Source organism: Marinomonas transparens (genome assembly GCF_016463975.1).
GTDB classification, from domain to species: Bacteria; Pseudomonadota; Gammaproteobacteria; order Pseudomonadales; family Marinomonadaceae; genus Marinomonas; species Marinomonas transparens.
In genome coordinates, this window is the sequence record NZ_JAEMNX010000003.1 from 191258 (window position 1) to 218024 (window position 26767).

Below are 26767 nucleotides of genomic sequence, written 5' to 3' on the forward strand. Positions count from 1 at the left end.
TCTTTCCTAGCCAGTAAAACACCAAAGAACCCAAGCCTCTAGCGCTATCACAATGGCATGTAGGCACGATATAGGGTAAGCTCCACGAAAATATACGCATTGCTTGAGTTTTAACCACAATGCGCCCTCCTATTTAGATAAAAACATGAGTACCCTCTATGAGTTTCAACACCCTTGGGCTGTCTGCCCCCATCTTAAAAGCCATTGAAGACAAAGGCTACACCGAGCCATCTCCTATTCAGGCTCAAGCCATTCCAGCCGTTCTTGAAGGTCAAGATGTGATGGCCGCTGCCCAAACGGGTACAGGTAAAACCGCCGGCTTTACTTTGCCGCTGCTAGAGCGCCTTAGCCAAGGTGAGCACGCGACAGGTAACCAAGTTCGCGCCCTTGTACTCACGCCAACCCGTGAACTTGCGGCGCAAGTGGCTGAAAGTGTAAAAGATTATGGTAAACACCTAGGCCTAAAATCCACTGTGGTATTTGGTGGCGTGAAAATTAACCCGCAAATGATGGCGCTACGTCGCGGTGCCGATATTCTTATCGCTACCCCCGGTCGTTTGATGGATTTATACAATCAAAGAGCGGTGAAATTCGATAACCTAGAAATTCTAGTATTAGATGAAGCGGACCGCATGTTGGACATGGGCTTTATCCATGACATCAAAAAAATCCTCGCCGTATTGCCAAAACGACGTCAAAACCTATTGTTCTCTGCCACCTTCTCGCCAGAAATTCGCCAACTTGCCAAAGGCTTGGTGAACAACCCGGTTGAGATTTCCGTCACGCCACGCAATGCCACAGCGGTATCCGTTGAGCAATGGCTGCACCCAGTGGATAAAAAGCGCAAAACCGAACTGTTAATCCAATTGATCTCTGAAGGCCGCTGGGATCAAGCCTTGGTTTTCTCTCGCACCAAGCACGGCGCCAACAAGATCACAAAAAGCCTTGAAGATGTCGGCATCCGTGCCAGCGCCATTCATGGTAATAAAAGCCAAGGCGCGCGTACCCGTGCCCTTGCTGACTTTAAAGAAGGCCGCATCCGCATTCTTGTGGCGACCGACATTGCCGCCCGTGGCTTAGACATAGAACAACTGCCCCACGTGGTGAACTTTGACCTACCTGATGTGGCGGAAGACTACGTTCACCGTATTGGCCGTACCGGCCGTGCGGGTGCAACTGGCCAAGCGATTTCATTAGTCTGTGCCGATGAGTTAGATCTACTCAGAGCCGTTGAGCGCTTGACGCAAAAACTGATTGAACGCCGCTATGAAGATGACTTCATGCCAACCCATATGCTGCCAGATACCACGTTGGACAATCGCCCCATCAAGCCAAACCGACCAAAAAGAGCAAAAGATCCTCGCTCACATGGTGGTGGCGGAGCGCGACCTCAAGGTAATAAGCCGTCTGCTAATGGCGGTAACTCCCGCTCAAAGGGCAAAAAGCCAGCAGCACCAAAAGCCGACGTAACACCGGGACAAGGCCTACGCAGCAAGCCACTGGCGCCAGCGCGTCGTAACCGTAGACCAAGCTCCTCTCAAGGTTAAATCCAACTAAACCTTTCTTGTGCCACAACAATCGCTTGGTTGTGGCACAAAACCTTCTCTACTTCCCCTTACCTTCATTTAAAAAAACATCTTACGTTTGAGCATTTAACACTCCATTTATTCACCCCCATGTAATGCGGCGGGATATTTGGCTATGTTTAGCTACAATCTTGGCATACAAAAAAGCGCCTCATCGCACTTATCTTACTCAAATTAAGTAACTGAGTTTAATAAATGAGATAGGCGCTTTGTGAGTTTTCTAAAGACCTAATCTGTGTCTTTTCTAGACTGGCCAGTATTGGTCGTTTTCTACCTCTAGGTCGATCAGGTCTTCCCGTTCAAGAATAACCGCCAGAGCCTCTCTGTGCTGGGCGATCCAATCGGCGCAGGCGTCACATTCTTCATCGCTGTAAATCCCTAATGAAGCATTCATTTGCCCAATAGGATCCCATTTAGCATTGATACGACGAGTGCATTCAGAACTAGCTAAAGCATGCTGTTGCGCCAACAACTCAGCCTCGGTAAATTCCGCTTCCAGCGGGTTACCCGCCGCTAACCATTGCTGCACTTTTATATAATGAGCATTGCTCTCTTCACGGGGAACAACCATTTCACCATTTACCAAATAACTATTGCCTGTCGATTTCACTGTTTGAATATTCATTTTATAACCTCGCATCGGCTGTATAGCCCTTAATATAAGATGTATAGTCTCCAGAGTTCATATGAAACTTATACAAGGTATCGTGTATACCTCCCCATACAGCTACTCTAAAAGGGTCATCAAGAAAAATAGGAATGATGCTTGGCCTTATTCGCATAGGGACAGGAAAATACACATCCGCATTGCAGCTAGGCCCGATTTCCCTTTTGTAATGATGTGTGCAATGCAAACTTTCAGATTCATAAAAATAACGACAACAGCGCCTGAGTTCATCAACATAAGGACTGTATTCAAATGGCGTAGGTAGATTGCCCAATTCCAGTTGTGCATCATACAATGCCATTTCAGAACCGACACTTTGCCCCGTCACGGTTAATAGTGCGACCCGCAAACCCACGGCATCATTGGGGACGTCAAAGGTTAAGGATTCAATACCACTGGCGGACGGTGTTGGTGTGAAGTGTTTCGCCGCAACCGAGGCTTTTACTTCCGTCTCCAGATCGCTGCTATTGGAGTAAAAAACTTCCAGCCTTAGCTCGCCAGAGAAAGTGGCATTCACCGCGTATTCCACGCTGAAGGTTAAGGTTCTACCTTGCAGTTTCTTGACTTCCAAGCTTTCGATAAGTTGATGGAACTGACCATAGCCATCAGCGCTGTTTACGGTAACCAACATGCCTTTTCTAGGGTCTGGATCCTTGATGCAAGTCGCACCAGACAGCACGGTATACCATTGATCCGCGGTATAGCCGGTTGCCGTAAAGCTCTCGCCATTTTGCCACACTTGCGGTTTGCCATTGATCAGGATATTTTTGCGACCTTGGGTAGCAAGGTAGTCCGTGGCCTTATCGTAAAGCTCGTCTTTTCTTAGGGTATTGATGGCTTCTAACACCTGATTTTGCTTAGTTTCGTCTGGCGTAACACCAGCCCCTTCGATCAGGGTAATCAGCTCATCGTAGATCATGTTCATATGCTTGGCCGAGGCGACACTGGCAGGAATGCCAGCCACCGGATTGCCATCGGTAAATCGGCCTTGATAAAGGCCGTGCGTTTCTGGGTAGTTCATCGACTTTCTCCTTTCGATTAACGACTAAATCAGCCTTATGAGGCCGTCTAATACAAAGAAAGAGAGAACAGGCTTTATACCTAATTCATCAGGTACAAAGTTATCCGCTCTCTCTTATTCCTCATATTGACCCAACACGAAGGCTGAAACCGCCTGACTCGATTCAGTGTGAGAAACGGGTTTTACCGTTATTCGAGACCGCTTTTTGATTTAAGAAACGATAAAGGCAGGGCGCAAAAAACAAGCATAAAAAAGCGCCTCATCTGGACAGATGAGACGCTTTTATCTATTGATTATCGTTAGAGATAAAGTGTTAAAGTGGCTTTATTTAGACAAGGGTTTTAGCATAATACGCTATATTTCTTGGCCTAGGTGTCCCAAGCCACTCTTTTAAATTAGTTACCTCATCAAGCGTTTTAGGAGAACCTGCTACCCAGTTAACAAGACCAATATTCGTAGGAACACCTCTCAAATCGGCCTGCTCCCAACCGAAAAGTTCTCTATGTTCATCAATGTTTTGCATTGATGTGTTTGCAGAATCATTATCGTCATTGCCTGCGATAATTGTCCCTCTTTGTGAAGAACCAAATATACGTTCACTATCGACCCCACGACCGTTGTCATACATGCGAATAAACTCTCCACCTAAAATAGGTAAAGTGAAGGTTCTTAACCCATCGCCATCTCCGTAATACCCGCTATATGTTATTAAGTCTACATCCTTACTTGCTTGATCTATCAAGTTACTGGCGGCACTGGCGATGGCCCAGAGTATAGGGTGTTCTGTACGGCTCAACTCAGCCCCATCAAAAGCCACTTCACCTGTTCTTACCACGTCCATGGTATCCACAATCAAGGTTCCAATTAGTCCTGTATCATTACCCGTTTTCGGGTTGACCTGACTGGCGATATAAAAGGCTCCATCTAGGTATCTTACCGTCAGTAATGCGGATTCAAAGATTTGATGGGACGCCACAACGCTAGATAAAGGCAAGGGGGCAAGGCCATCAATCTGGATAGTTACAGAGGGGGTCACATTAGTGAAGTTCACCAAAAATGAAAACTCATCCATCGTCTTTAATTCTGTTACCGGCGGCATGCCTTCTGGGGTGGTTAATATGATGGTGTCCGATATACCTGAGACTTCCAACAGCCTCTTGGATCGCAACTGGTTACCAATGGCATGGGCCAATTGCGCCACATCATTTACATCTGGCACCACGCCACCCGCCACAATGGCAGCGGTTAGTTCATCGTATACGGCATTCATGTGCTTGGCGCTAGCAATACTGGCGGGTATGCCCGCCACAGGATCGCCATCGGTAAATTTGCCTTGGTACAGGCCACTCATTTCTGGGTAGTTCATCGACTGTCTCCTTTCTGAATTTAGTAGGGTTCCAATACAAAGAAAGAGAGAACGAATTATTCTCTGCTAATCAGGAAGTCGTTCACTCTCTCTTATTCCCCTATAGTGACCTGCGAGAAAAGATGAAACCGTCTGATAAGGTTCAGTGTTAGAGGCTTTTTAAACGACTATCTAAAAACACTTTTTAATTGCAAATACAAAAAAAACGCCTCATCGATTTGAATGAGGCGCTTTTGGGTTTTATCGTTGCAAGTTAGTTTAAAAGAATTATCCGATTTTTAGCTCTTAAGCTGGTATTTTTGGCCACTTTATCTTTTTAGGAAATTTCGTTTTATTGGTGATATTTCGTAGCGCTTGCGCGTACTCGTCTAATGCTTCAATGGCGTCGGTGGTCGGCAAGCCTAATCGGGTCTCACCGGCATGGCGCTCGTAACGCCATGACATATCGTTGAGCAAGGTATCACGCTTAGCGCGGGCCGCGGCGGCGAGTTCTTCGTCGGTTGGCAAGATAACGGGCGCTTCCAATAGCGCGCCTTCTGGCACCGCTTCCCCCACCTCAGTGATACTGTGTTTAGTGCCGTCTTCATGCCAGTATTCTGTACCGCGATGATCGACATAGTGCTTCCATTTACCAGACACAAAACCGCGCACATGGCCTACTTTTTCCTTGATGACTTTTTTATGGGTGGCATTGCGTAATGGGATAGGGTCGCCGCTGATGGCATCCAGTTGCTGCTCCACCACCCCAGTAAACAGCCAGTATTTTGTCGATCTATCAAATGTGTATAGTGTGGTCATGATTGTCTCCTAGACTAAAAATTCAGAGTTGACGGCATAGTTCATTGGACGGTTGTCATCTGCTGTCGGCACGACACGAGACGCGTCAAAACCAATGCCATCTCCAGTAGTGCTTTCCAGATTATTCACAGTATGTGTATTTCCAAAAACTCCCGTTTCTCCTATAAACGCGCCTCTCCCAGAGCCTCCTACTTGCCCCGACTGATATGCTATATTGCCGAAATTACCAACAACATTTCGAATCGCATCACCTTGCCAGCTGCCCAACTCACGCCCAACATCTAACCCACGGCCGTTGTCTGAAAAGCGCACAAAGGCCCCGTCATAAATTGGGCTGGTAAAGGTTGTGGCGCCATCCCCATCCCCCCAAAAACCGCCATAGGTTTGCAGGTCTGCATCTTTTATTGCTTGGTCAATCAGCCCGGTTTTCTGTGCTTTGGCAAATAAAATAGGATGGGTATAACGGCTCAAATCGCCAGCATCAAAGCGCATTTTACAAGCCCCAACCGCTGCAAATGGCGACGTAATCAGGTTACCGATCAAGGCCACCGGATTGCCTGTTTTGGGGTTAATTTGATTGACGATATAAAAAGATCCTGCAATGTACTGCACGGTAAGCAGAGCGGTTTCAAATACTTGTGTATCAGATACGACGCCGGACAGCGGCACAGCCGCTAAAGAATCGATTTGTATGGTGACCACATCCGTATTCGTTGCGGCCACAATAAATGAAAATTCGTCATAGTCGCTTAGCCCTGTCACTGGCCGTTGGCCCTCTGGTGTGGTGAGCATAATGGCATTCGCCGTACCCGATACTTCCAACAGCCTCTTGGATCGCAACTGCTTGCCAATGGCATGGGCCAATTGCGTCACATCATTTGCATCTGGCACCACGCCACCCGCCACAATGGCGGCGGTTAGTTCATCGTATACGGTGTTCATGTGATCGGCGCTGGCGATACTGGCGGGGATGCCAGCCACCGGATCGCCATCGGTAAATTTGCCTTGGTAAAGGCCCTTCGTGTCTGGGTAGTTCATCGACTTTCTCCTTTTATAAATCTCTAGATATCAGCTCTATAGAGCCGTCTAATGCAAAGAAAGAGAGAGCCGGTTTCATAAATCAACATGCATACCCCGCTCTCTCTATCCCTCTATAATGACGCGATGAAAAAGCGAAAACCGCCTGATAAGGTTCAGTGTCAGAGGCGTTTCAAACTGCAACCTAAGCCAACTATTTAGATTGAAGAAACTATAAAACTCGGGGAAGAAAATCAGACACAAAAAAACGCCTCATCAGCTTAGATGAGGCGTTTTTATCGGTTAACTATAATTAAAAATAACTTACGGAAGGTGCTTTACTCAGATACGGGTTTTGAAAAAATACGCGATGCTGCGAGGCCGGTTTTCATTTGCGGTTGGAACAACAAGAGATGCATCAAATGATACTTTTACTGTATTTTGATCTCGCACTCCATCGGCTTGAATTGTTGTTGATTCATTCTCTTCTTGAGTGAATACCCCTGATACTGAAACGTTATCTATACCAAAAATTGCATCGCCAGTATGAGACTCACGACCAATTTCCCCAACTATATTCCGAATCGCATCCCCCTGAAAACTCGCAAACCCTCTTCCAGTATCCACCCCACGTCCATTGTCGTAACCACGGATAAACTCCCCACCTAATGTTGGTAAGGTAAAGGTAGTCTCACCATCGCCATCGCCGTAGTAGCCTGCGTAGTTTTTTAGGTCGGCATCTTTGCTAGCTTGGTCGATTAGGTTAGAGGTAGCCTGCACCTTGGCCCAGTAGACTGGGTGCTCGGCACGCGTGAGTTCGGCACCATCTAGGGCGATTTCCCCCACTTCGATTATATCCAACGAGTCGGTGATGACTTTCGCCATGTCTTTGACATCGTTGCCCGTTAACGGGTTGATCTGTTTGGTTAACCAAAACGCGCCATTAATATAGCTAATGGTTGCCAAGGCACCGTTGAACAACTGGTTGGCAGATACGATATTGGATACGGCAATCGGGGCTAATCCATCGACCGAAACGCTAATGGTGCTGGTATTGGTCAGCGCCACGGTGAAGTGAATTTCATCATTATCTTGCAGAACCTTAACCGGCTGTTTGCCTGCTGGCGTGGTCAATACAATGTCATTGGCCGTGCCAGTAGTGAGAAAGATTTTTTTCGCCCGCATCTGGTTACTCATGGACAAGGCAAGCTGTGACAAGACGCCTCGGTCTTCTGTCACATCGCCTTCCTTAATGGCCTGAATCACCTCGTCGTACAAGGCGTTCATGTGATTGGCTGAGGCAATACTGGGGCGTATTCCGGCGACTGGGTTGCCATCGGTAAATTTACCTTGATAAAGGTCATTGCTGTTTGGGTAGTTCATCGACTGTCTCCTATTCGAGACCTTTGCACGACTACTGCGCTTGCTAATACTTTGTTAAAAACAGACTCAAAATGCTCATTTATAACCCATAAACTGCGCTATTTCGTCTGTTTTTGCCTCGTCTTTGCTTCGCTCGTAACGCCGTGTAAAAGCCTCTATCTATAAAAAGAATAAAAGAGTGACACCCCGATGTTAATCGACGTGCCACTCTCTTCCTGTCTATAGTGACCCAACGATAAGGTCAGAGACTGTCTGGTGGGATTCAGTGATAGGGTTACTCTATTTCCTCAGTCAAAGCCGCTAACTCAGCTTGTATACTTTGCTTTAGCTCAGCAACCAATGGAGCAATTTCACTCTCCGTTTCCAGCGCCATAATGAGACGCGTTGACCTAGATACCCAACCATCTATTACAGAGGTCGACATGGCAAAGGAACTTGCCTTTTCTAGCTGACGTTGTGCTAGTTGTTTTGGCGTTTCATTTTTGTCTCTGAGAGTCACTTCAGCTTGCAGAATAGCTAAATCTTCGGCTGATTCATTATCCGAAACAACTCGTTCTGCACGTCTTGCTTTCTCAGCCCAGCCTGCAGTTTCATAATAATCCGCCACACCAATGGTTTCACGGCGTATTGAAAAAGCCAATTCTTCAATGCTCTCTACTGCCTTCTTTTGTTGCTCTAAAAAGGCATCATGCTCATTTTTCAAACGCCAATTCAACTCACTATAAACCAATGCATCTTCATACTGACATTCAAGTTCTTGCCAGCTTGAATCATCTTGATCGACATGTTTGTTACCAGATTCATCAATGTAAAAATGAGTTATTTCTTTAATCGAATGGAGTTGACCATCGATCCATACTTGGTTTTCAATCAACATTTACGCCACCTCCACATAAATAGAACAGTCCGCCACACCGGTAAACGTCAACGGAATTCCTTGTTGTTTCTCGCTTAACGTTAGCGTTTTACGGCCTTGTGAAAACAGCTCTTCAGCATTATCCTGATCCACGGCACCGTCTTCGGATTGATGTAGGTGATAATGGAAAACTCCATTTGAAATCAGGCCAGATATGGATGAAACAGAGCTTTCCAGAACATGGTTATTACTTGTAATAATCCCCCCATTTTTATGCCACGCAGTTCCCTGAGTGGCCATATCCCCAGATGCATAACGTACCATATACAAATGATGCCCCCAGTTATCAGGAAAATATATATTTCCTATTGACTGATACAATTGAGTGATGATTTTGATCGCGCTATCTGTGTAGCCAACAGGCAATAACAGAGTGCCAGTGCCAACAGGGCGATAACTGTACTTCTTGTTTGGGGTAACAACCGAAGCGATATAGTCGCCTTGAATCACACCACCGAGCAAAATGTCGTTAAACAAATGAATGAAGCTAGGATCTTTATGATTCAACCCATCAGGGTTGTAATCAAGATCCGCTAGGTCCATCAGCCTAAAGCCATGCTCGACATCAAAACGTAAATGGTAGTCTTTCGTCGCATCAATGCTGAATTCGCTCGGGTAATCCGAAGAGATATAATCCGAGTGACCATGCAGCCTCATCACTTGACCTGCTGTGATAGTTAATACTTCATCATTCACAATCACAGTTAATCGATTATCAGGTGTTTTTACCTCTGGAGAAATCGGTAGCTTTGCTAGGTTGCTACGCTTGCTATACAGGCTATCCATGGCACGTATTAGTTGATCTTGCTTGCCTGCATCTGGCGTTAAACCGCCTTCTTCAATCACCGCAATCATTTCGTCGTACACGGCGTTAATTTGCTCGGCAGAAATAACGCTAGCGGCGATGCCTTCAACCGGGTCACCGTCGCTAAACTTGCCTTGATGAAGGTCTGGTCTTTCTGGGTAGTTCATAAGTTAGCTCCTGTTACACTCGGGTTTTGAAGAAATAGGCGATATTCCTAGGCCTAGTTCCTTTATAAACATTGTAAGTATTTCCACTGGTTGCTACGCCATCATAATTTGCATAAGGCTGCGGATAACTTGGTGCCTTAATCCCATACCCTTGAATGTCAGTACCCTGTGCGATATTAGGCTGAAAACCATCATCATATGTATCGCCAAAAATACGATGTCCATCGAAATAACCACTTGATGGTGAACGAGTAGTAACACCACCTATATAACCGGGTTGATATACAATAGAACCCATTTGGTGGGAACCAAACTCCCTTCCTGCATCCACGCCACGGCCGTTGTCATAGCCACGGATAAATTCGCCGCCTAGGGTTGGAATAGTAAAGGTGGTGCTGCCATCGCCTGTGCCGTAGAAGCCTGCGTAGGTTTCTGCTTCGGCGTCTTTTGTGGCTTGGTCGATCAGGTTAGAGCTGGTCTGTACTTTTGACCAGAACACCGGATGATCGGCGCGTTTTAGTGTCGCGCCATCAAAGGCGATTTCGCCGTTTTCTACCCTGTCTAATGAGTCGGTGATGACTTTGGCAATGTCTTTAACATCATTACCGGTTTGCGGGTTGATCTGCTGGGTTAGGTGGAAGCGGCCGTTAATATAGGTAATAGTCGCTAACGCGCCTTTGAGCAGTTGATCGGCGATGCCTGCTAACGACAGGTTCACCACTGGCAAACCGTCTATGGCGATGGTCACGTCTGCCGTGTTGTTGGCGGCGACCACAAAGCGCACTTGGTCATAGTTTTGCAACTCAATCACCGGCTGTTTGCCCACAGGTGTGGTCAAGATGATGGCATCCGCTGAGCCGGAGGTAACCGGCACAGAAGGGCTTGCGGCGCGAATTTGATTCTCAACAGACTGTGCAATCTGATTGTAAGATTCAACCTCTGGCGTTAAACCGCCCTGTTGAATCAAATAAATTAACTCGTCATACAGCGCGTTCATGTCCGCCGATGAAGCGACACTGGAATCCACATCGGTAAGCGGGTCGCCATCGGTAAATTTGCCGAGAAAAAGGTCGTCTCTATCCGGATAGTTCATTCACTACCTCCTCTGATTGATAGCTGAAAATAAGGTGGGTATGGGCTTGTTTTAAGCGATTAAACACACACTCAAGGCGCTGATTGCTCCAAGTACGGTAGGCTTCGCCCCACGGGTCACCATAATGTCGCGTTTTAAAGTTGATGCTGGCGGCGTTAATTTGCCAAGTAAAAGCCCAGTCTTCCCCACCGTATAAGCCACCAAAGCGTTCCCCATACATGGAAGTTTGATATTCCGTAATGGTGATCTCATAGCCCATGATGGACGCCATCTCGATAAAGAATTCTCGATTCTGGCTGCCCTGCATACGGTACGTCTGTAACAGGGCGGCAAGGCGCTCTTGAAACGACGGATTCGCACCGCTGCATGGGTCTGGTAGGCCGTATTCCTCTTCCCATTCGGCAAAGGTTTCATAGGCTTGACTTGGGTGAGACTCGTTCAATACCTCCAAGGCACGTTGGTCGATACGAGCCAGTTCCTCAGCCAAGCCCGCCATGAGCTTGCCCAGTTCCGAATCGGGATTACGTGGCCATGCGCTGCCCTGTGGCAAAAGCGCCAATAGGGTTTGCTGATATTGGCTGGCTTGTTCACTGATCTGTTGCGTTAATCGGCTGACCATGTAATGTCTCCCAATACAAAGAACTCACCCGTTAGACAGGTCGCGTCCTCAGTCAGATTAATGACATGATTGCTTTCCCCCGTCGCCAGTGACACGGCTTCACGAATTTGGCTGAGATAAAGCGTGCCACCCGGCTCTGCTTGGCGACGCAATAGGTCTTTTAACTCAGCCTTTACCGCAGCCTGCACTACAGCCGTGTTGGGGGTCAGCGAAACAAACTGAATATCCAGAGGTTTCGGTGAGATAGGTAAGGCATAAAAACGCTTCATACTCACTGGACGCTTCTCGTCCACGTAGTTTTCTACCGCTTCGATATGGGTAGCACTCGGTACCGGCGAGTCAAGATCTTCTGTCACAAAGCGCACGGTGACCGTGCCCAAACCCGCTTCGTTCGGGTAACACCAGGCGCGAGTGATGTCACTGTGGGCCGCTAGGGTCCAGGTGATATAGTCCGCTTTGTTGCCCCCCATACTGGGGTTTTTACGGCGTTCGGCAAGTCGCGCGCGGACTCGGTCAATGCTTTCCATATCACTGCCGCCGGTTAAGCTGACCACCGTCACTTCCACATCAATGTCCAGTTGCGTGCTGATAAAGCGCAGCTTGCTGCCGGCTTTTAGGTTGCCAGCACTGCCCGCCTCCACAGCAGTAATCTTCAGCGTCGCTGTGCCACCGTCTATGCTGGCTTGTTCGGTAATGCGGTACTTCACCTCGTCATCGGTTTGCAGCAGGGTTTCCGCCAGCACCTTAGCGCCATCGTTACCTGTCATGGTGGCGCTACCGGAAGCACGGTAAGCGCGGGTTTGATAAATGCCCAGCTCAGCGGCGCGGCGCAGTAGGTTTTGGTCATCACAACTGTCGTCGAACAGTTGATCCGCGTTGTATTGCAAATGCCCATGTAAACCATGGGAAGCGCCCGCCAGCGCTTGCGCTAAGGGATAATAGACATCGCCACGTCGAGTGGCCTTTTGGCCACTGTGTCGCTCTAGGTCAGCGGCGACTCGTGCTTGAATTGTTGTTCGTGTTGGGCGTGAAAAAGCCATTCTATTCGTCTCCGTTGGTTATCTCGTGTGCTCTAAAAACCGACACCCACTCACCATCATTAAGCTGACAATCGAGGCGAAAGTTAACTCGATTCTGATCGCCAGCCCCCTGTATTCCTTGGGTGTCCCGTTCCACTGTGACCTTAATCGCCAACAGGTGGCCTTCGTCGATTAGCCACTGCACCGCCTCAGTGAGGTAGTCGTGCATGGCGTTCAAGGTGTCTTGGGTGATCTTGCTACGGCTCAATAGCCATAGCTTGCTGCCCAAGCTTTGATTGTCATCCAGATCCATATCGCCCCAGTAGCCGCGCCTGTCCTGACGGCTGTCAGGCAAGGTGTCGTCATCACTGGCACGGGCATCGGTAAAGAGCGAAATGGAAATGGCATTGTTTAACCAGGTCAGCGAATCGCCCGTGGCGGGGACTATATCCAAACCGCCCAGCGCATCGCTGTAACCTAAAGAAATGATCATTGTGGACCTCCTGTATTGCCGCCATTGTTACCATTACTGTGGGTATGGCCTGTCAGGCTGATGCCCCCCGCAACCACATCGGTCACTTGCATGGTGCCGCCTTCGCCCATGCTCGCCGAACCAGCGGCGTTTACTAGGCTCGCCCCTTGCACTATGCCTACGGCAGTAATGTTGTCAGCCGAGGTAATCTGCCCGGTGGCGTCAATGGTTTCTGCCACGGTAAGCTTGCCCGTGATATGGGTATGGGGGGTGACCAGCTCAACTTTGGTTGCCGCTTCCACACTGATGGTGCTGTCTTTTTTGATGTGTACCTTGTCCCCCAAATGGTTATAGATCGCCGCTTCCCCTTCTTCGATTTCAAGGCGATATTGCTGATCACCCGCCATAATGGCGATGCTGTGGGAGCCGTTACCGTTAAAGGCCAGTACCACAGTTTCCGCGTTCGGCAAGGGATGCGAGGTAAAACCAAAGGGTTCGAAATGCTCCACGTTATCGAGGGGCATTCCGTCTTCTTGCTGTATTTGGAAATAGCGCACCTTGTTGGCGTAGCGCACTCGACGAATCAAGGCGCGACCCGCCAAGCGGCGGATTTTGCGTATTAACGTGTTTAACATAGTTATCCTTAGCCTCTCTCAATCCGCTAAAAACCAGTGTTTGATCACAAGAGGTCAAACGCCCCTTTCGGCATCAGATGAATTTGTGTGTTCGAACCGCCTTCGTCCAAGGTGATGCGGGTTTCGGTAATAAGCAATTCCCCATCCCACCCCAGCCAAGGGTCTTCAACAGACACTAAGGCGTTGGGCTCCCATAACTTGCCATTCGGCCTCTGACGCCAGCCCTGTACTGTGTAGGTCATGCTTTTGGCACGGCTTTCAAACACGTTTTTTTGCCATTTCGCTCGGGTTTCACAGGCCGCCGTATCGGACGGAATGTCCGCACTGACGGCGAAAGGCCGATAACGCACACCCTCGGCGCTGGCATTGCCTTTATTCTGGGTGATGGCCTTAGCATCCTGATTGGTCGACGGGTTTTTCGCCTGCTGACCATAGACGCTGTATTCGCTAAACACGCTGCGATCGCTAAAGGTACTGGAGGCGGTTTTGATGTTTTCCCCCAATACCAGCGCCACGTCGGCCATCTTGGCGCCCGCCCGAGTGATGACGAGATTGCCATCCGCATCGGATGCCAAGAGCACGGCTTTTAGGCGCGCCAAGCCTTCGAGAAATTCCCAGATTGGTTGTCCCAGGTCGAGCATTTGATCACTTTTAAAAGGCTCATTGGCGGCGCTGGTTGCGCTGTCCGCCACGCTGACCTGAATACCAAAGGGCTGACAAAGTGTGTTAGCTATGTCGGTTAAGCTTTGGCCTAGCTGGAATTGTTGCCCTGCGCCGGAACAGTCAATAAGATCCGCTATTTTGCTACGTCCGGTGATATTCAAACTGTGGCTTTTGCCATCGTAGGAGACATTCACATCGTCAACATAACCGGCCACAATCTGTTCATCGTTAATCAGCACCGCCACGTCCATGCCCGGTTGCACACTGCGTACTAGGGCGTTTTGCATGGCACTGTCGGCGATCTCAAAACTGTCCGTTAAAGACAAATCAAAGGAATGGGCACCCCGCTCCATGGAACGAGCAATCGTCGCTTGCGTCCAGTAGCTATGCACCTTGCCGCCGATATGAACGATCAATTCATCTGCCAAAGACGCATCCACAAGGCCACTCATTGCAACACCTCCAAGTCGACACCAGCCGGTACAATGCAAGGATGCACAATGCCGTTACGGCGAATGAACTCCAGTTCGCGGCGGGCGTCACCGTACAGGTCGTAAGCCATCACCAAGGCCGGCATAGATTGCTCAATCTGCGTCTTCGCTTCTTTAGCCAAGTTAGGCTCTAGCTCGTCGAGTCGGCGCATAATGGCGGTTTGTAAATCGGCCCAGGCTTCGTAGGCTTCATCCGTGCCCACTTCAATCAATTCGTCGATGTGTGACAACACCAGATCCCGAGCTTTTTTCGCTTCGCTCAAAGTGGTGAATAAGCCGTTTTGTTCCACCATGGACTTAGCCATCGCCAAGGTTGAGGTGGCAGTAAACAAGGTATTCATCGCTGCGCTATTCAAGGCTTCCTGCTGACGGTTAAAGGTTTTGATCTCCTTCTTCAGCTCGGCATTGATGGATGCCACCATGGCGTTAGCCTTGTTCATCACGGCGTTTGCCTGAGTGGTAATCGACTCCGTCGTCTCCACAATCACGGTTTTAACCTGATCCGTGAGACGGGTTTCCATCTCCTCAATCAGAGCTTCCACATCTGTCGCAAGGGAAGCGGCTTCGTCGCCCGCTTCGGCCACCACTCGGCTCACTTCGGTTTCTAGGGCCAGCACGGCATCATTAATCACCGCCTTAGTCTCTGCCGCTAAGGAAACCACCATGGCATCCACTGTCTGCTTCGCGGCATTGACGTTTTCCGTGAGGGAGGTCGTTAACCCATTAAGCGCTTCATCCGCCTCGTCCACCTGCTCTTCTAGCAGGGTGGCTAGCTCATCAATTTGGCCGGTTACCCGCGTCACTTCAGAACTCAGTGTGGTGGTGATGTCATCAACCACGCTGTTCACTTGCGTACTAAGGGAGGTTACTGTCTCTTCAACGGCGCTATTGATGTCCTGTGCCAGCGCTTCAGTCGCCCCTTCTATTTCATCCACCAGTGCATCCACCTGTGTTGTCAGCGTGGTGCTGACAACATCAATGGCCGAGCTCATCTGAGTGGTCAGCTTGGTCGCCGTCTCGTCAATGCCCCCAATCACGGTATTCACTTCCGTCACAAGGGCGGTGGTGACGTCGTTAATGCTGCCAATCACAGTGGTCGTCACAAAGGTGTCTAGGGTATGTTGGTAACCAGACAGCACGGTTTTCATCTCGTCCATGTCATCAAACACCTCTTCAACCACACTATTCAAAGCGTCTGCTAGGGCTTTCGGCTGCACGAGTTTGTCGTCCAGTTCATCGACAAAGTCGTCAATTTTATTCGCCACATTAGACAAGGGGTTGAGGTAGCCTGTGATCTGACCATTCAAGGTACGCAATACGGCTACCCCTTCGCTAAGCTGTTGTCTTGCCGCGTCTTCCACAAAAGAGGCGGTGTTATCGACGCTAAAGGTCTTAGCGAAATCCTTGCTAACCGTGTCCTTTGCCTTAACAATGGCAGCGGACAAGATACTTGCACTGTTGTTACTAGACAGTGGATAAGAGCGCTTACCGGCACGCACGTATTGCACATTGAACTCACAATAGCCGCCCCGTTGTGTACTGATGGTCCAGTCATAATCCGTTACCTGAATCATCATGGAGCCCAAATAAGGGTGCACCAACTTACCGACGCCCGGCTTATTCAAGGCTTTCATGAGTCGATCACGGGTAAGGTCATAGTCCTCACCAGAAACAAACATTTTTAGGCGTTCTGTTTCGGCTTTTTTACCTAGGTCTTCGGCAAAGTAGGCTTCCTGCTGCGGGTATTCATGCACCGCAACCCGTCGTCCTGCCTGTCCGCTGGCTTGATCCGTGAAAAAAGCGATTTCACGGAACGAGCCCTGTTGTAATCGATTACGCCATGTCATTGCAGACCTCCCATAGAGCTACCGCTGATTTCTAAATTCAGCTTGTCCGTTTTGATCGAAGACACGCTGACGCGCTTGTCCTCGACACTGATCTTCAACTCAGCGAGAGCCTGCCTGACGCTTTCTTCGCTCGGTAAGGCGCGCTGTTTGGCATCCGCTGCTGACTTGTCATCATTACTTGAAAACAGGCCCATGAAGCCATCGATCATGTTGTTGCCAACCATATTGCTGCCGACCATGTCGCCGGCAAAACCGCCGCCGATGGAGCCAATCACGCCGCCGACAAGACCACCAATGGCCGTGCCGATAACCGGCACCACAGAGCCAATCGCCGCTCCTGCCGCTGCACCGCCCCATGTGCCTAAGGCTGAGCCTGCGACTGAGCCAACGACGCCGCCCGAGGCTTGCACCTTGTCTTGGGTACTGGCATCACTGGACCAAACACGGCCCATTTCAGCGACGCCAACCGCCGCATTCACTACACTATTGAATTTGCCAAATTTGCCCCATCTTGATGAGGTAATCTGCTTACTCGGCGTCTTAGGTTGATCAAAGTCCGCATCCACTTGCTCCGCTATACGAGGCAATACTCTTGGCATATTCACTTCAGCTTTAGCTTTCGACTTACCTGTTATACGACCTCGAAATTCTCCAAGGTCCTTGCCTAAGTCGACGATATCTTTACCAAGGTCGACCGCACTTTTTAGCTGATCCATCCAAGATTGCCCGCTGGTGTTACTGGTTTGTGCGCTGGTATTTTGATGGTTAGCGACAAAACCAGACTCTGGCATGTTGACCACAAAGACAGATTGAACGTCTGAGTTATTTTCCCCACCAGCAGGTATCTTCCCTTGGGATTCGTTAGAAATAAAAAGATCTTTGGACAAAGGAGCCGCCTGCACATTTGAGCTATTTTCGCCAATAGCAGCCGGTATCTTCCCTTGGGATTCGCTTGAAACTAGAAGGTCTTTGGACAAAGGAGAGGCGGAGACGGTCGATGAATACGCATCCTCTTGAACTTTATCCAAAGCCTTGCCTGAAACCCCATCGGATAGGGATTCAACGGCCTCTAATACGTCTGCGCCTTCGCTAAACAGGGTCTTCGCGTTGGCATACAGGTCACTCCAATAATCTAAGGAGCCCTTTGATTTTGTGCTCTTGACCGCCTGCCAAGTTTGCGCAGCCGCGTCGGCAAACTCGCCGGCTTCTGTCACCGTCGTCATGACGCCGGTGGCCATGTCTTCCACCTGTTGGAAGACGCTGGAAATACTACTCTTGCTGCTCTCACCCTCATTCGCTGGCGTATCACCGACTTTTGAAGACGCTGCTTGAGTCATAGGTTGCTGTGCACTCAAACGCTCGATGAGACGAGTTGCCTGCCCCACAGAGTCACTAAAGGCATCCATTACCCGTTGACTGCGTTGACCCATTTTCGACAACGCATCGCCATACGACTGGGTGCGCTGTGAAAAATTGGCAGCAATGTCCATAGCACGAGTGCTCATAGCAAGTGATGCCTCTAGATCGCTCATAATTACCTACTTATACTTTTCAAATTGGTCGACAGGCGCACTAGCTGGCGCTCTGTCATGGAAAGAAAATCGCTACGAGTCCAAGAAAGCTGAGTTGAGAAAAGCACCAAGGCTCGCTCAATCATCTGAGCCCGTAGCGACATCTCGCCCCCGCTCAACAATCGCCTTAGCCGTCGCCATGTCCATCGCCGTCACGCCCTTTTGCAACAGATCCAAGTCGATGTCAGACAGCAATTTGAATTGCTCCACTTCCAATGGGCCTTGAATGTCGCCTAACATCGCCACTTGACGACGCAGGGTGTTCACCCCCATTAAAGCGTTGGATAGCAACAGGGCCGGTTCATATTTGCCCTCCGCGTTCGGTGCCATAATCACGCGTTCAGATTCTTCCATTGCGGCGATAATATCCCCCGCCGACAACGGACGAAGAACGGCGTTTAAGTGTTGTTTGTCACCGACCGTCAGGCCTTTTTGTAACGTGACTTGATGCATCGTGGTTTCCTTCTAAAGCATTGTTGATTAGGTTATTGCCCTTGTTAAAAGGGCAGTGTCGTGATGACCTAGTTAACTAGGTCAGCACTAATGCCCTGCATTTTGCAGCTGTATTCACCGCCGGATAACACCGGTGGTTCCGTCATCCAAGCGCCGTTGATGACCCAAACCTTACCGTTGTCGTCCTGTACGGTAACGTTCACGTCTACCAAGTTGCGCAGTAGATCTTGGTTAATGTCTGTGGTGTTCACTATCTTGAATTCACAAGATGCTGCCACAGGCTCTTCGGTGTAACCCGCCACGCCAGTGTCGGCCATAATGGCTTCACGCTTTTGACCACCGGGGTTAAACGTAGCGCCAGACAGCGAGTTCACGCGCCCGATATTAGGAATGTCGAAATACAGTTTCTTTGCGACCTTAGCCATGTAATTGCTCCTACTCTTGCTAAGCGCTGTTTCAGCGCTTGATTAAATGATGAATGGTTAAATAATGAATTGTTGCTTGCCGGCCGTAATACGCAGCTGGTTAACCAGATTCGGGGTATCACGCCAGTTAACACGGTTCGCATCATCGATATCGCGCTCTACGATCAATTTTTCTGCGTAACCGTCGTAAGCTTCTACCCAGCCTTTCAGCTCCATAGTGCGATACAAGGAAAGCAGCTGACCGCGAATGATTTGTGGTGTCACAATCGCTTGGCCTGCGCCGTATTGCGTACCATCGCTGGCCAATTTATGACGTGGATACTGTTGCGAGATCATCAGACGCTGCTCGTAACGAATGCGTTCTAGGGTTTCTGGCGTACAGATATCTAGGTAGCTGGCATCGCTTAAACCGCTGGAATTTTGTTGATACATGGTGATTTGACGCTCAATGCGGCAAGTGCCATCGCTGCCCACTGTGAAAGTAGAAATACCATCAAATAACAACAAGTTACGTTCGCTGTTGCTCCAACGTTCATGACGGCTTGGGGCCAACATGCCTTTTAATACCAAGGTTTGTAGCGGACGCGCTGGGTCAATCGCCAAGGATTTCGCAGCGACAGCGGCGTTGATCGCAGAGACAAGGTAAGTCGGCGTTGGGCTAGTGCCCGTGCTCATACAAGTCACATGTGGGTTGTTGCGGTTTGACCCGAAAGTACCGGTTTCGCCATGTGTTCCAGAGAAAGCCACAAAGGCACGACAGCCGATCTGACGCATAGGACCAAAACGATCGCCCAGCTCAGTTTCGACTTGCACTAGGTTAGCGGTATCTGTGTAAGGGCAAACCAACCAGTTAAACCATTCGTCACCCATCGCATCTAACGCCACGGCCACATCTGGGTTACCCGCGCCGCCAGATAAAGCGGCAAAAGTTAAGGTTAAACCGGCTGGCATGGCTTCATCGTAGAAGCTGGCACGAAGGTCTAATCCGTTAAGGACTTCGCCTTTATGACGGGCTGTTACCGTCACCACACCGGCAGAAGAGGTTGCCGTAACGGGCAGATCCAATGCGGCATTAATTTGCGCCGCAATAGAAGTTGCCACTGTGGCCACATCGTCACCTGCACTAATGCCAACACTGATGCGGACGCCACCAACATAAAGGGCTAGGGTGCCAGCGCTAACCGGTGCTGTCGCAACCGTAATAGAGCCTACCGCTGCGGTGCCGTTGGTATCGTCATCAAGTGCAATCGCCCACATTTCTGTGTCGGTATTGGCATTCAAGAAGGCCTCACATTGTGCCGCCAACATAGAGCCTTGACCGAACAAAGCCATCGCTTGGCTTGGGTCAGTAACGCGAACTGGAATGCCCGCCGCTTGAGAACCGCTTGCTAGACGTTGACCAGCAACGGCCACTTTGAACATGGTGGACGAGGCGCCCGCTAGTTCGTTATTAAATTCGATATAGGTACCCGGGTTGCGTAGCGTTGCGGGAATATTGTCAAAGGAAATAGCCATAATTATTTCTCTCCTAGTGTATTAATGGCGATAAGGTCTCCGTCACTAATGCGACGGCGGTAGTATTTCGATAGCACCACGTCAATACCGTCAGTCGGTATGATTTGGCCGTTTTCTTTGCGTACTTGTCGCCCTAAGGCGGGACGCACTTTCACTTGAGTTACTGTGCTTGATGGTGCTTGCATGGTTTCTCCGTTTCTCCTTCTCTGAACTAAAAAGCCGAGTGAAAAGCTAAGCTAAAAGTCGATTACAAGGTCACATCCGCAGCGACCAACACATCGTCACTATCCGCGCCTTGCTGTTCTGCGTGATAACCTAAAAAGTCATCCAAGGTGCCGACCTCAACCAAATCAGGCCAAGGCATTTCCAGCCAAAACTGGATCTCGTGGCATTGATAGCCGGTTTGGTCTTCTGCGAGGTCTGGACGATTCTTTACTGACTTAAAAGTCAGCTCATCCGCCTGCCCCAGATCCAAACCATGCAAGGCCGACAACAAGGTCGTCACCATGGCATAAGCCGACGATTGCTCATCCTCAGCGGGAGACTTGGTCACCAGATACAAATGCCAGCGACTTTTCAGCTTGTTCTCATCGAGCAAGGTGCCCTTGTCAAAACTGGTGTACACCGCAGGGGCGCTCAGCAACATGCTATTCACCACATCCGCACTCCAATGACCGGGGTGAGTGGCTACCTCATTAACATGACTGCCTAAGGCGGCTTGGATAGCGGCTTTCATCGCACTGTCTACTTGAGCAAACATCAAATAAAACCCTCATATAGATGAATCTTGCCCCACCACAACGGCGAAGCCCGATAACGTCCTGCATTGCGTTGCATTTCGATGTGGCAAGATTAAAGGCAAGCCGATGAGCAAGAACCGCGAAGAGGTTCAGCGTTAGAAAAGAAAGTGAAAAAGCCCACGCAGAAAAGCATCCACAAAACCCAAGCGACAAACGTCAGTTCAGTCACGCCGCTAAGATGAAAGGCAGTTCAGTCATGAATATGAGAGAAAAGGCAGCAGCAGAACTAAGACGTGCCCATAAACCCCGTTAGCCCCCCGTTAGAAACGCTTTTTGCGCAAAACACAGGACAACATAAAGGGTTGAGCATAGAGAGACGCACACAGGGCGAGAGAAAAGCGAGAAAATTAGGTCATTAATTCAAAGGAAAGTTTGTGGTATAAGAATTTATGGCAGCGCAGGATGCGTTCGCCAATAGCTAAATCAAGGTGATTAACATGGATGTAAATATTAGATATGACAACAATAAAAAACCGCCTCAAGAGCGGTTTTTAACGGTATTGATATCTCTCACTCAAGTGGAATTTCAATACCGTCATATGCAGTATTAGATAAAATCGATTCTAAAGATGTCTTAACAGATAATGCAATATAGTTTCTGAAATACCATTCCTTTGATACAACTAATTCATTCAATATTTCTTCATTCGCATCATCTTTAGTACAAGCAAAATCAACGTCTAAAAGAGCTTCGCAAAGGAAAACTTTATCACCAGTCCCCTTATCTTCCCCCCATATCTTTGCTTCTACAGGGATGGAAAAAAATGTAGTTCCATCCAATTCTGAGCTAGTTATCACAATCAAGTCAGGCGTCGCTTCTAAACCGATCGTTCCACCTTCAGAATCCACCTCAAATTTTACAAAGCTGGCCTTTTTGAGCTCTACCCCTGTATACCTAATACGTTCAATCATAACTTTTTAATTCACTAGCCTTAAAGTAGGTTGACTTGTTGAGAACTCGAGGCTTTCTTTTTGTTCCCAATGGTCAACATCTTTCTTGATGAATAACGTTTTTTGTTCAGTAGCTGGATGAATATGTAGATGAAGGTTTTTTTCTCCTTCTCCAATTCTCTCTTCAATAGCTTTCTTAACAAAATCGTTAATAGATATTTCTTCGATTAGTGCAGATTCTGCCGCGTTTCTGTGTAGCTGAGCACCTATTCTTATATTAAAAGTACCTGACATTTTCTTCTCTGGCTCTTTTCCGACCAGAATACAAGTCTCTAAATAATCATCAACTGCGCATTCAAATGCCATTTTAAGTTCACTTACTGTTTGACCTTCATATGTCACTAAGTCATTAATAAACTCAATTTTACCGTGCATTACCTCATCTTCTAGACTTAGATCAACACTACCGATATAACCGTTATAATTTAATACTTTTTTAGCCATCTTAGCCCCCTACATTTAGCTTAGCATCATGCTTTTTCAAGTGTTCTCGAATCTGCTTCACGAGATACTCTTTCAACTCATTACCAGGATGCGGCTTATGAAGTAATATTAGAGTCTTAGTCTGTTCGTGAAAATACTTAACCCTTGAACCATCCCCTTCCAACTTGGTGAACCCAATTGATTCTAGGTAGCTGCTTGCTTCTTTCCAAGTCAAGTTAGTGCTTGTAGGTATTTTAAAAATCTTAGATTTGATTTTTTGATGCTTCCCCATAGCAAGCCTTACTTCCTTTTTCGAGATGCAACTATATTTTAGTTGCATTAATAATACAATTCAAACTATCACTTTCTATTGTTTTCGCACACTGTATTCATCTTTGCAAATTCCTAATTATCAAGACCACCTAGAAAAATGCTCTCCGTACTAAATAAGAGCTTGAACAACCCATGTATATCTTCCACCTCGTCATTGCATACAATCAATATTTATAGTGTCCGTAAATAGCTTTGTACGGCTCGAGTCTTGTTTTTTAAATCTGGAAACCTATTCTAAACGCTACTCGCTTCTCATTTGAAATTAAGAACTAATTCTAGCTACTTTAATAAGAAGCAAAGGACAAATATGGAAACCACACAATACCTCGCTTCTTCTGAATACATTGATTGGAAAGACGAAAACGTACTGGCTAAGGCCAAGTCACTGGCGGAAGGTTTGTCTGACGATGCTGACATCGCCAAAGCCTGTTTTGAGTTTGTGCGGGATCAGGTTAATCACAGCCTAGACTACAAACAAAACCCAATTACTTGCAAAGCTTCGGATGTGCTTAAAGAAAGTACGGGGTACTGCTACGCCAAGAGTCATTTGCTGGCGGCCTTGTTGCGGGCGAATAATATTCCGGCTGGCTTATGCTATCAACGTTTAACCATTACCGATGTGCCGCCATTTTGTCTGCACGGGCTCAACGCGGTTTATCTTAAGCAACATGGTTGGTATCGAATCGACGCGAGGGGAAATAAACCTGGTGTAGCAGCGGAATTTTGTCCACCGTTAGAAAAGCTGGCCTTTCCGATACTCACAACAGGTGAAGCCAATCTAGCGGACATAGGAGCGGAACCTTTATCAGTGGTTACCGAAACCCTAACGGGATGGACAACTTACCAAGAAATACTCGGCAATTTACCAGATATAGAATGGGGTTAAAAAGGAATAGCTAAAGGGGCGACATGCCCCTTTTTATGATTAATACTTATAAGTGGATACTTCTCGCCCTGTGTCATCACACAACAAACAAGCCCCGCCTTGGTTATTCCATATCGCCGCTCGGCTATTGATGCTGTACTGACCTTCGCCGCAATCCGCTTTATTGGTATACACCCGAAACGTCTGATGCGGCCCTAGGACTGTTTTAGAGGGAAACTCAAAAGAGGTATGGTTACGCTGAGCAACCAGTGTCCAATGGCTAATATCCAGATGGGATAGTCCCATATTGGTCAATTCAACAAACTCATCGCCTTCAGATCTATGCTCTTTGCCATCCACATGAATATGAGAAATAGACACATCAGCATGGGCGTTATTGCGGTACGCCCACTGGCATACCAGTTCGCCATCTGGCGTTTTTAATAGGCCACAGTCACCAGAGTTGTTCCAGATTGGCTTCTTACTGTGAAAACTAAGTTCACTCGAACTGTCGGTATACACTCGCACTGTCTGCTGAGGATGCATCAAATAGCCTTCAGGAAAAACGAACAACTGGTCTGGTAAACCCGCTTCGAGCTGCCACCCAGACAAGTCCACCACCAGATCACTTTTATTACAGAGCTCAACATATTCGTCTAGGGGTTCTACGCCATCATATTGCAGATGGCTAATGACAATTTGACTGTTGATTTGCAGCGTATTGAGCTTCTGCCAAAAAGCATTTAGCGATGGCTGGGAAGCCTGATTAGTATTTTTATGAGCAGCGCTCACCTCATAACGAATAACGTTTAATACTTCAATGGGGGTCATGATAGCCAAGACATTCTCCTTAATAAAATGAGTAACAAAACCAGCTTAATGAAAAAACGGCGAGCGATTCACCCAATGGGGGGAAAGCGATTCCCTAGCCTTCTTTTTTATTTAACAAATAATCGTGTATTCGGTCGGTCGTGACGGTAAGGCGGGTTAAGGTACTTTTCAGCCCTTCCACCTCGGCGGTAAGTTTGGCGATGTCTTCGTGGGTCGCGGCTTTGTTCTCCAAACGCAATACTCGCTTATCTAATGTTTGTTGATTCATCGCCACGTCCTCTATCGCGTCGCTGTTTTTGGCACGACCTTTGTCAATAAATATCCACACTGAGAGGACAACCATCACCCCCCATTGGCTCACGTCGAACCAAAATTTCCATTGATCCCAATCGGTTTCCATCAGCGTCTCTCCTCATCCTGCTGGCATTCAATGCAGCGCGTCACATGGGGCAAAGCCGCACGACGTCGAGGATGAATCTCTTCATCACAATCTTCACAGTAAATAACCTCGGCGTCAGAAAAGCTGTGTACATGTTGTTTAATGGCCTCGGCACGAAAACGCTCTTCAAAGTCCGCCGCCAAATCTAGTTGATCCATAATTCGTTATTACTCCAATAGTTTCGATACAGGTTTAGAGCCTGTCGTCAGTCGTGTCAGTGGCGCTTGATTGCCACGTTTTTCTAGAGATCGGCCAATCGACCAAGTGGCGCAAATCCCTCCCCAGGCGGCCCAAAAATCCACGGGGAAATCGGCCAATGGCGTGGCGTCTACTTGCACACCAAAAGCCTGTGCAAAGCGCCCAATCAGAGGGAAGACCACATAGTTAATGCCAATAAACACCAAACCGGCGTAGACCACGGTAGGCCGTGCTCGTTTGGTGTAACTGTCCCCTTGATTCAGTTCCGCCACCAAGATGCGTTCTTTCGATTCCAGCTCTTTGCGCAGGCTTTGTTCCACCTCGCTGTCCCTTTGTTGGACGAGTTGCTGTACTTGCAGCTTGAAGGCGCTTTTTTCGTCGGGGGATTCAATAAAACGATCGGCCACCTCGCCAATGGACGACACCAAGGTGCCAGCCCCGGAAGAAAACAAACTGCTAAACCAGCCCATTGAATACCTCCTCTAAAAGGTGCTTATCTAACGGACGGAATTTACGTTTTACCCATGCAGGTACATCAAAACCTGGGCAAATTTTCGAACTCAATTGATTATGTCCATACAAAGACAGCATCATGTCCAAATGGGCTTCTAAGCCTTGAATCAGCTTGAGCAAGGTATGCCATTGCGCCAAGGCAAACTGGTCGGTACCTACCATGCAAATACCTATACTGGCTTGATTATGTCCATAGGCATGGGCGCCGACTTCTTCCAGTGGTCTACCGCGCTTCAGCGTACCGTCCAGCTCGATCACAAAGTGATAGCCAATATGCTGCAACGGGCTGTAGCCCGGTGAGATGCTCATATCACGCTGAAAATTGCGCTCCTTGTGCCATTGATCAATTTGCTCTGCACTGTAGGCGCGGCCATTGGGGGTCGCGGCGCAATGAATCACCACACTGTTAATGCTGTTAATGTCTCGACGGGCTCCCATCGTATTGACTCCTTCTCATCACTGGAAATTCGTGGCAGATCGTGACTCACCACTTTTGCTTTCCTACAAGTTACAAGAAGATCGAACCCGACACCGACGGAGCGAATTCAGTGATAGAAGGTCAAATAAAGACGTTATTCTGCGAGGTTGGTTTTTTATAATCGGGAAAAAAGAAGGTTAAGAGAATCATTGGATAGTCTAAACAGAGCGGCGCTTCTCATCGAAACTAGCGCCTACCTCTTCGAAACGCCGCTCTATTTCAACTGATGCTCTACTTTCAACAAAATATTAAAGAAAGTTATCGCTTACGATAAATACTAAGGAAGTGAGACGATGTAGCGAGCGAAGCAAAGACGAGGCAAAAATAGACGAAAAAGCGGACACTTACATGGATGTAAGTGTTAGGGCGACGCATAACCACACGGATGTGGTTAATAGGGCAATGCA

Annotated in this window: 31 protein-coding genes; 2 read left to right on the forward strand and 29 right to left on the reverse strand. The window is 48.2% G+C overall.

All coding sequences use genetic code 11. The features are described from left to right. The first annotated feature begins 158 nt into the window (after positions 1-158). Positions 159-1547 carry a DEAD/DEAH box helicase gene (locus tag I8J31_RS05570; RefSeq protein ID WP_199467282.1) on the forward strand — a complete coding sequence of 463 codons (1389 nt, stop codon included), beginning with the start codon at positions 159-161 and terminating at the stop codon, positions 1545-1547. Between the two features lie 283 nt (positions 1548-1830). On the opposite strand, the gene I8J31_RS05575 is transcribed toward I8J31_RS05570, so the two are convergent. The 24 genes from I8J31_RS05575 to I8J31_RS21185 all read right to left on the reverse strand — a co-directional run bounded on the left by I8J31_RS05575 (position 1831) and on the right by I8J31_RS21185 (position 23043). Continuing rightward, positions 1831-2211: a hypothetical protein gene (locus I8J31_RS05575; protein WP_199467283.1), complete on the reverse strand. Its 381-nt coding sequence runs from the start codon at positions 2209-2211 to the stop codon at positions 1831-1833. A 1-nt stretch (position 2212) separates the two neighbouring features. Beyond that, entirely contained in the window at positions 2213-3274 is a 1062-nt protein-coding gene (locus I8J31_RS05580) for a hypothetical protein (protein ID WP_199467284.1), read from the reverse strand. A gap of 328 nt (positions 3275-3602) precedes the next feature. Continuing rightward, complete coding sequence (locus I8J31_RS05585) at positions 3603-4640, reverse strand: hypothetical protein (protein WP_199467285.1); 1038 nt, start codon at positions 4638-4640, stop codon at positions 3603-3605. 285 nt (positions 4641-4925) lie between these two features. Further along, complete coding sequence (locus I8J31_RS05590; protein WP_199467286.1) at positions 4926-5438, reverse strand: phage tail assembly chaperone; 513 nt, start codon at positions 5436-5438, stop codon at positions 4926-4928. 9 nt (positions 5439-5447) lie between these two features. Further along, positions 5448-6476: a hypothetical protein gene (locus I8J31_RS05595; protein WP_199467287.1), complete on the reverse strand. Its 1029-nt coding sequence runs from the start codon at positions 6474-6476 to the stop codon at positions 5448-5450. A 321-nt stretch (positions 6477-6797) separates the two neighbouring features. Next, entirely contained in the window at positions 6798-7838 is a 1041-nt protein-coding gene (locus I8J31_RS05600) for a hypothetical protein (protein WP_199467288.1), read from the reverse strand. A 274-nt stretch (positions 7839-8112) separates the two neighbouring features. After that, the gene (locus I8J31_RS05605; protein WP_199467289.1) at positions 8113-8715 is read right to left on the reverse strand and encodes a hypothetical protein; all 603 of its coding nucleotides are present in this window, start codon (positions 8713-8715) and stop codon (positions 8113-8115) included. Beyond that, positions 8716-9726 (reverse strand): hypothetical protein, encoded by a 1011-nt coding sequence (locus I8J31_RS05610; protein WP_199467290.1) that lies wholly within the window; start codon positions 9724-9726, stop codon positions 8716-8718. Positions 9727-9739: 13 nt separating this feature from the next. Continuing rightward, positions 9740-10819 carry a hypothetical protein gene (locus I8J31_RS05615; RefSeq protein ID WP_199467291.1) on the reverse strand — a complete coding sequence of 360 codons (1080 nt, stop codon included), beginning with the start codon at positions 10817-10819 and terminating at the stop codon, positions 9740-9742. Then, positions 10803-11438 (reverse strand): YmfQ family protein, encoded by a 636-nt coding sequence (locus tag I8J31_RS05620; RefSeq protein WP_199467292.1) that lies wholly within the window; start codon positions 11436-11438, stop codon positions 10803-10805. Before I8J31_RS05620 ends, I8J31_RS05615 begins: the two co-directional genes overlap by 17 nt. Beyond that, the gene (locus I8J31_RS05625) at positions 11423-12478 is read right to left on the reverse strand and encodes a baseplate J/gp47 family protein (RefSeq protein ID WP_199467293.1); all 1056 of its coding nucleotides are present in this window, start codon (positions 12476-12478) and stop codon (positions 11423-11425) included. The genes I8J31_RS05620 and I8J31_RS05625 overlap by 16 nt, the downstream gene beginning before the upstream one ends. A 1-nt stretch (position 12479) precedes the next feature. Next, positions 12480-12950 carry a phage GP46 family protein gene (locus I8J31_RS05630; protein WP_199467294.1) on the reverse strand — a complete coding sequence of 157 codons (471 nt, stop codon included), beginning with the start codon at positions 12948-12950 and terminating at the stop codon, positions 12480-12482. Further along, the gene (locus I8J31_RS05635) at positions 12947-13564 is read right to left on the reverse strand and encodes a phage baseplate assembly protein V (RefSeq protein ID WP_199467295.1); all 618 of its coding nucleotides are present in this window, start codon (positions 13562-13564) and stop codon (positions 12947-12949) included. Before I8J31_RS05635 ends, I8J31_RS05630 begins: the two co-directional genes overlap by 4 nt. A gap of 44 nt (positions 13565-13608) precedes the next feature. After that, a complete protein-coding gene (locus I8J31_RS05640; protein ID WP_199467296.1) occupies positions 13609-14679 on the reverse strand; it encodes a phage baseplate assembly protein in 1071 nt (356 codons plus the stop codon). Beyond that, positions 14676-16565 carry a DNA circularization N-terminal domain-containing protein gene (locus I8J31_RS05645; protein ID WP_199467297.1) on the reverse strand — a complete coding sequence of 630 codons (1890 nt, stop codon included), beginning with the start codon at positions 16563-16565 and terminating at the stop codon, positions 14676-14678. The genes I8J31_RS05640 and I8J31_RS05645 overlap by 4 nt, the downstream gene beginning before the upstream one ends. Continuing rightward, a complete protein-coding gene (locus tag I8J31_RS05650) occupies positions 16562-18097 on the reverse strand; it encodes a hypothetical protein (RefSeq protein WP_199467298.1) in 1536 nt (511 codons plus the stop codon). The genes I8J31_RS05645 and I8J31_RS05650 overlap by 4 nt, the downstream gene beginning before the upstream one ends. Before the next feature lie 117 nt (positions 18098-18214). Beyond that, complete coding sequence (locus tag I8J31_RS05655) at positions 18215-18589, reverse strand: phage tail assembly protein (RefSeq protein WP_199467299.1); 375 nt, start codon at positions 18587-18589, stop codon at positions 18215-18217. A gap of 68 nt (positions 18590-18657) precedes the next feature. Then, positions 18658-19014, reverse strand: a complete 357-nt coding sequence (locus tag I8J31_RS05660) for a phage tail tube protein (RefSeq protein WP_199467300.1) — start codon at positions 19012-19014, stop codon at positions 18658-18660. Positions 19015-19071: 57 nt separating this feature from the next. Next, positions 19072-20529 (reverse strand): phage tail sheath subtilisin-like domain-containing protein, encoded by a 1458-nt coding sequence (locus I8J31_RS05665; RefSeq protein WP_199467301.1) that lies wholly within the window; start codon positions 20527-20529, stop codon positions 19072-19074. A 2-nt stretch (positions 20530-20531) separates the two neighbouring features. Continuing rightward, a complete protein-coding gene (locus I8J31_RS05670) occupies positions 20532-20714 on the reverse strand; it encodes a DUF2635 domain-containing protein (RefSeq protein ID WP_199467302.1) in 183 nt (60 codons plus the stop codon). 62 nt (positions 20715-20776) lie between these two features. Beyond that, positions 20777-21289: a phage protein Gp37 gene (locus tag I8J31_RS05675; protein ID WP_199467303.1), complete on the reverse strand. Its 513-nt coding sequence runs from the start codon at positions 21287-21289 to the stop codon at positions 20777-20779. A 550-nt stretch (positions 21290-21839) separates the two neighbouring features. Next, positions 21840-22241: a hypothetical protein gene (locus I8J31_RS05680; RefSeq protein WP_199467304.1), complete on the reverse strand. Its 402-nt coding sequence runs from the start codon at positions 22239-22241 to the stop codon at positions 21840-21842. Positions 22242-22247: 6 nt separating this feature from the next. Continuing rightward, positions 22248-22724 (reverse strand): type II toxin-antitoxin system HicB family antitoxin, encoded by a 477-nt coding sequence (locus tag I8J31_RS05685; RefSeq protein ID WP_199467305.1) that lies wholly within the window; start codon positions 22722-22724, stop codon positions 22248-22250. 1 nt (position 22725) lies between these two features. Continuing rightward, positions 22726-23043 (reverse strand): type II toxin-antitoxin system HicA family toxin, encoded by a 318-nt coding sequence (locus I8J31_RS21185; RefSeq protein ID WP_369122883.1) that lies wholly within the window; start codon positions 23041-23043, stop codon positions 22726-22728. 300 nt (positions 23044-23343) lie between these two features. On the opposite strand from I8J31_RS21185, the gene I8J31_RS05695 reads away from it, so the two are divergent. After that, positions 23344-23922 (forward strand): transglutaminase-like domain-containing protein, encoded by a 579-nt coding sequence (locus I8J31_RS05695; protein ID WP_199467307.1) that lies wholly within the window; start codon positions 23344-23346, stop codon positions 23920-23922. Between the two features lie 39 nt (positions 23923-23961). On the opposite strand, the gene I8J31_RS05700 is transcribed toward I8J31_RS05695, so the two are convergent. The 5 genes from I8J31_RS05700 to I8J31_RS05720 all read right to left on the reverse strand — a co-directional run bounded on the left by I8J31_RS05700 (position 23962) and on the right by I8J31_RS05720 (position 26320). Continuing rightward, positions 23962-24732, reverse strand: a complete 771-nt coding sequence (locus tag I8J31_RS05700; RefSeq protein WP_233402618.1) for a lamin tail domain-containing protein — start codon at positions 24730-24732, stop codon at positions 23962-23964. 94 nt (positions 24733-24826) lie between these two features. Continuing rightward, positions 24827-25132 (reverse strand): DUF2730 family protein, encoded by a 306-nt coding sequence (locus I8J31_RS05705; protein WP_199467309.1) that lies wholly within the window; start codon positions 25130-25132, stop codon positions 24827-24829. Then, the gene (locus tag I8J31_RS05710) at positions 25132-25329 is read right to left on the reverse strand and encodes a TraR/DksA C4-type zinc finger protein (protein ID WP_199467310.1); all 198 of its coding nucleotides are present in this window, start codon (positions 25327-25329) and stop codon (positions 25132-25134) included. The genes I8J31_RS05705 and I8J31_RS05710 overlap by 1 nt, the downstream gene beginning before the upstream one ends. A 9-nt stretch (positions 25330-25338) precedes the next feature. Beyond that, the gene (locus I8J31_RS05715; RefSeq protein ID WP_199467311.1) at positions 25339-25839 is read right to left on the reverse strand and encodes a 3TM-type holin; all 501 of its coding nucleotides are present in this window, start codon (positions 25837-25839) and stop codon (positions 25339-25341) included. Then, positions 25826-26320, reverse strand: a complete 495-nt coding sequence (locus tag I8J31_RS05720) for an N-acetylmuramoyl-L-alanine amidase (RefSeq protein WP_199467312.1) — start codon at positions 26318-26320, stop codon at positions 25826-25828. Before I8J31_RS05720 ends, I8J31_RS05715 begins: the two co-directional genes overlap by 14 nt. Positions 26321-26767 lie beyond the last annotated feature (447 nt).

Coding starts and splice junctions, on each gene's coding strand:
- I8J31_RS05570 (WP_199467282.1), top strand. CDS start 159: ATGAGTTTCAACACCCTTGGGCTGTCTGCCCCCATCTTAAAAGCCATT.
- I8J31_RS05575 (WP_199467283.1), bottom strand. CDS start 2,211: ATGAATATTCAAACAGTGAAATCGACAGGCAATAGTTATTTGGTAAAT.
- I8J31_RS05580 (WP_199467284.1), bottom strand. CDS start 3,274: ATGAACTACCCAGAAACGCACGGCCTTTATCAAGGCCGATTTACCGAT.
- I8J31_RS05585 (WP_199467285.1), bottom strand. CDS start 4,640: ATGAACTACCCAGAAATGAGTGGCCTGTACCAAGGCAAATTTACCGAT.
- I8J31_RS05590 (WP_199467286.1), bottom strand. CDS start 5,438: ATGACCACACTATACACATTTGATAGATCGACAAAATACTGGCTGTTT.
- I8J31_RS05595 (WP_199467287.1), bottom strand. CDS start 6,476: ATGAACTACCCAGACACGAAGGGCCTTTACCAAGGCAAATTTACCGAT.
- I8J31_RS05600 (WP_199467288.1), bottom strand. CDS start 7,838: ATGAACTACCCAAACAGCAATGACCTTTATCAAGGTAAATTTACCGAT.
- I8J31_RS05605 (WP_199467289.1), bottom strand. CDS start 8,715: ATGTTGATTGAAAACCAAGTATGGATCGATGGTCAACTCCATTCGATT.
- I8J31_RS05610 (WP_199467290.1), bottom strand. CDS start 9,726: ATGAACTACCCAGAAAGACCAGACCTTCATCAAGGCAAGTTTAGCGAC.
- I8J31_RS05615 (WP_199467291.1), bottom strand. CDS start 10,819: ATGAACTATCCGGATAGAGACGACCTTTTTCTCGGCAAATTTACCGAT.
- I8J31_RS05620 (WP_199467292.1), bottom strand. CDS start 11,438: ATGGTCAGCCGATTAACGCAACAGATCAGTGAACAAGCCAGCCAATAT.
- I8J31_RS05625 (WP_199467293.1), bottom strand. CDS start 12,478: ATGGCTTTTTCACGCCCAACACGAACAACAATTCAAGCACGAGTCGCC.
- I8J31_RS05630 (WP_199467294.1), bottom strand. CDS start 12,950: ATGATCATTTCTTTAGGTTACAGCGATGCGCTGGGCGGTTTGGATATA.
- I8J31_RS05635 (WP_199467295.1), bottom strand. CDS start 13,564: ATGTTAAACACGTTAATACGCAAAATCCGCCGCTTGGCGGGTCGCGCC.
- I8J31_RS05640 (WP_199467296.1), bottom strand. CDS start 14,679: ATGAGTGGCCTTGTGGATGCGTCTTTGGCAGATGAATTGATCGTTCAT.
- I8J31_RS05645 (WP_199467297.1), bottom strand. CDS start 16,565: ATGACATGGCGTAATCGATTACAACAGGGCTCGTTCCGTGAAATCGCT.
- I8J31_RS05650 (WP_199467298.1), bottom strand. CDS start 18,097: ATGAGCGATCTAGAGGCATCACTTGCTATGAGCACTCGTGCTATGGAC.
- I8J31_RS05655 (WP_199467299.1), bottom strand. CDS start 18,589: ATGCATCAAGTCACGTTACAAAAAGGCCTGACGGTCGGTGACAAACAA.
- I8J31_RS05660 (WP_199467300.1), bottom strand. CDS start 19,014: ATGGCTAAGGTCGCAAAGAAACTGTATTTCGACATTCCTAATATCGGG.
- I8J31_RS05665 (WP_199467301.1), bottom strand. CDS start 20,529: ATGGCTATTTCCTTTGACAATATTCCCGCAACGCTACGCAACCCGGGT.
- I8J31_RS05670 (WP_199467302.1), bottom strand. CDS start 20,714: ATGCAAGCACCATCAAGCACAGTAACTCAAGTGAAAGTGCGTCCCGCC.
- I8J31_RS05675 (WP_199467303.1), bottom strand. CDS start 21,289: ATGTTTGCTCAAGTAGACAGTGCGATGAAAGCCGCTATCCAAGCCGCC.
- I8J31_RS05680 (WP_199467304.1), bottom strand. CDS start 22,241: ATGATTGAACGTATTAGGTATACAGGGGTAGAGCTCAAAAAGGCCAGC.
- I8J31_RS05685 (WP_199467305.1), bottom strand. CDS start 22,724: ATGGCTAAAAAAGTATTAAATTATAACGGTTATATCGGTAGTGTTGAT.
- I8J31_RS21185 (WP_369122883.1), bottom strand. CDS start 23,043: ATGCAACTAAAATATAGTTGCATCTCGAAAAAGGAAGTAAGGCTTGCT.
- I8J31_RS05695 (WP_199467307.1), top strand. CDS start 23,344: ATGGAAACCACACAATACCTCGCTTCTTCTGAATACATTGATTGGAAA.
- I8J31_RS05700 (WP_233402618.1), bottom strand. CDS start 24,732: ATGACCCCCATTGAAGTATTAAACGTTATTCGTTATGAGGTGAGCGCT.
- I8J31_RS05705 (WP_199467309.1), bottom strand. CDS start 25,132: ATGGAAACCGATTGGGATCAATGGAAATTTTGGTTCGACGTGAGCCAA.
- I8J31_RS05710 (WP_199467310.1), bottom strand. CDS start 25,329: ATGGATCAACTAGATTTGGCGGCGGACTTTGAAGAGCGTTTTCGTGCC.
- I8J31_RS05715 (WP_199467311.1), bottom strand. CDS start 25,839: ATGGGCTGGTTTAGCAGTTTGTTTTCTTCCGGGGCTGGCACCTTGGTG.
- I8J31_RS05720 (WP_199467312.1), bottom strand. CDS start 26,320: ATGGGAGCCCGTCGAGACATTAACAGCATTAACAGTGTGGTGATTCAT.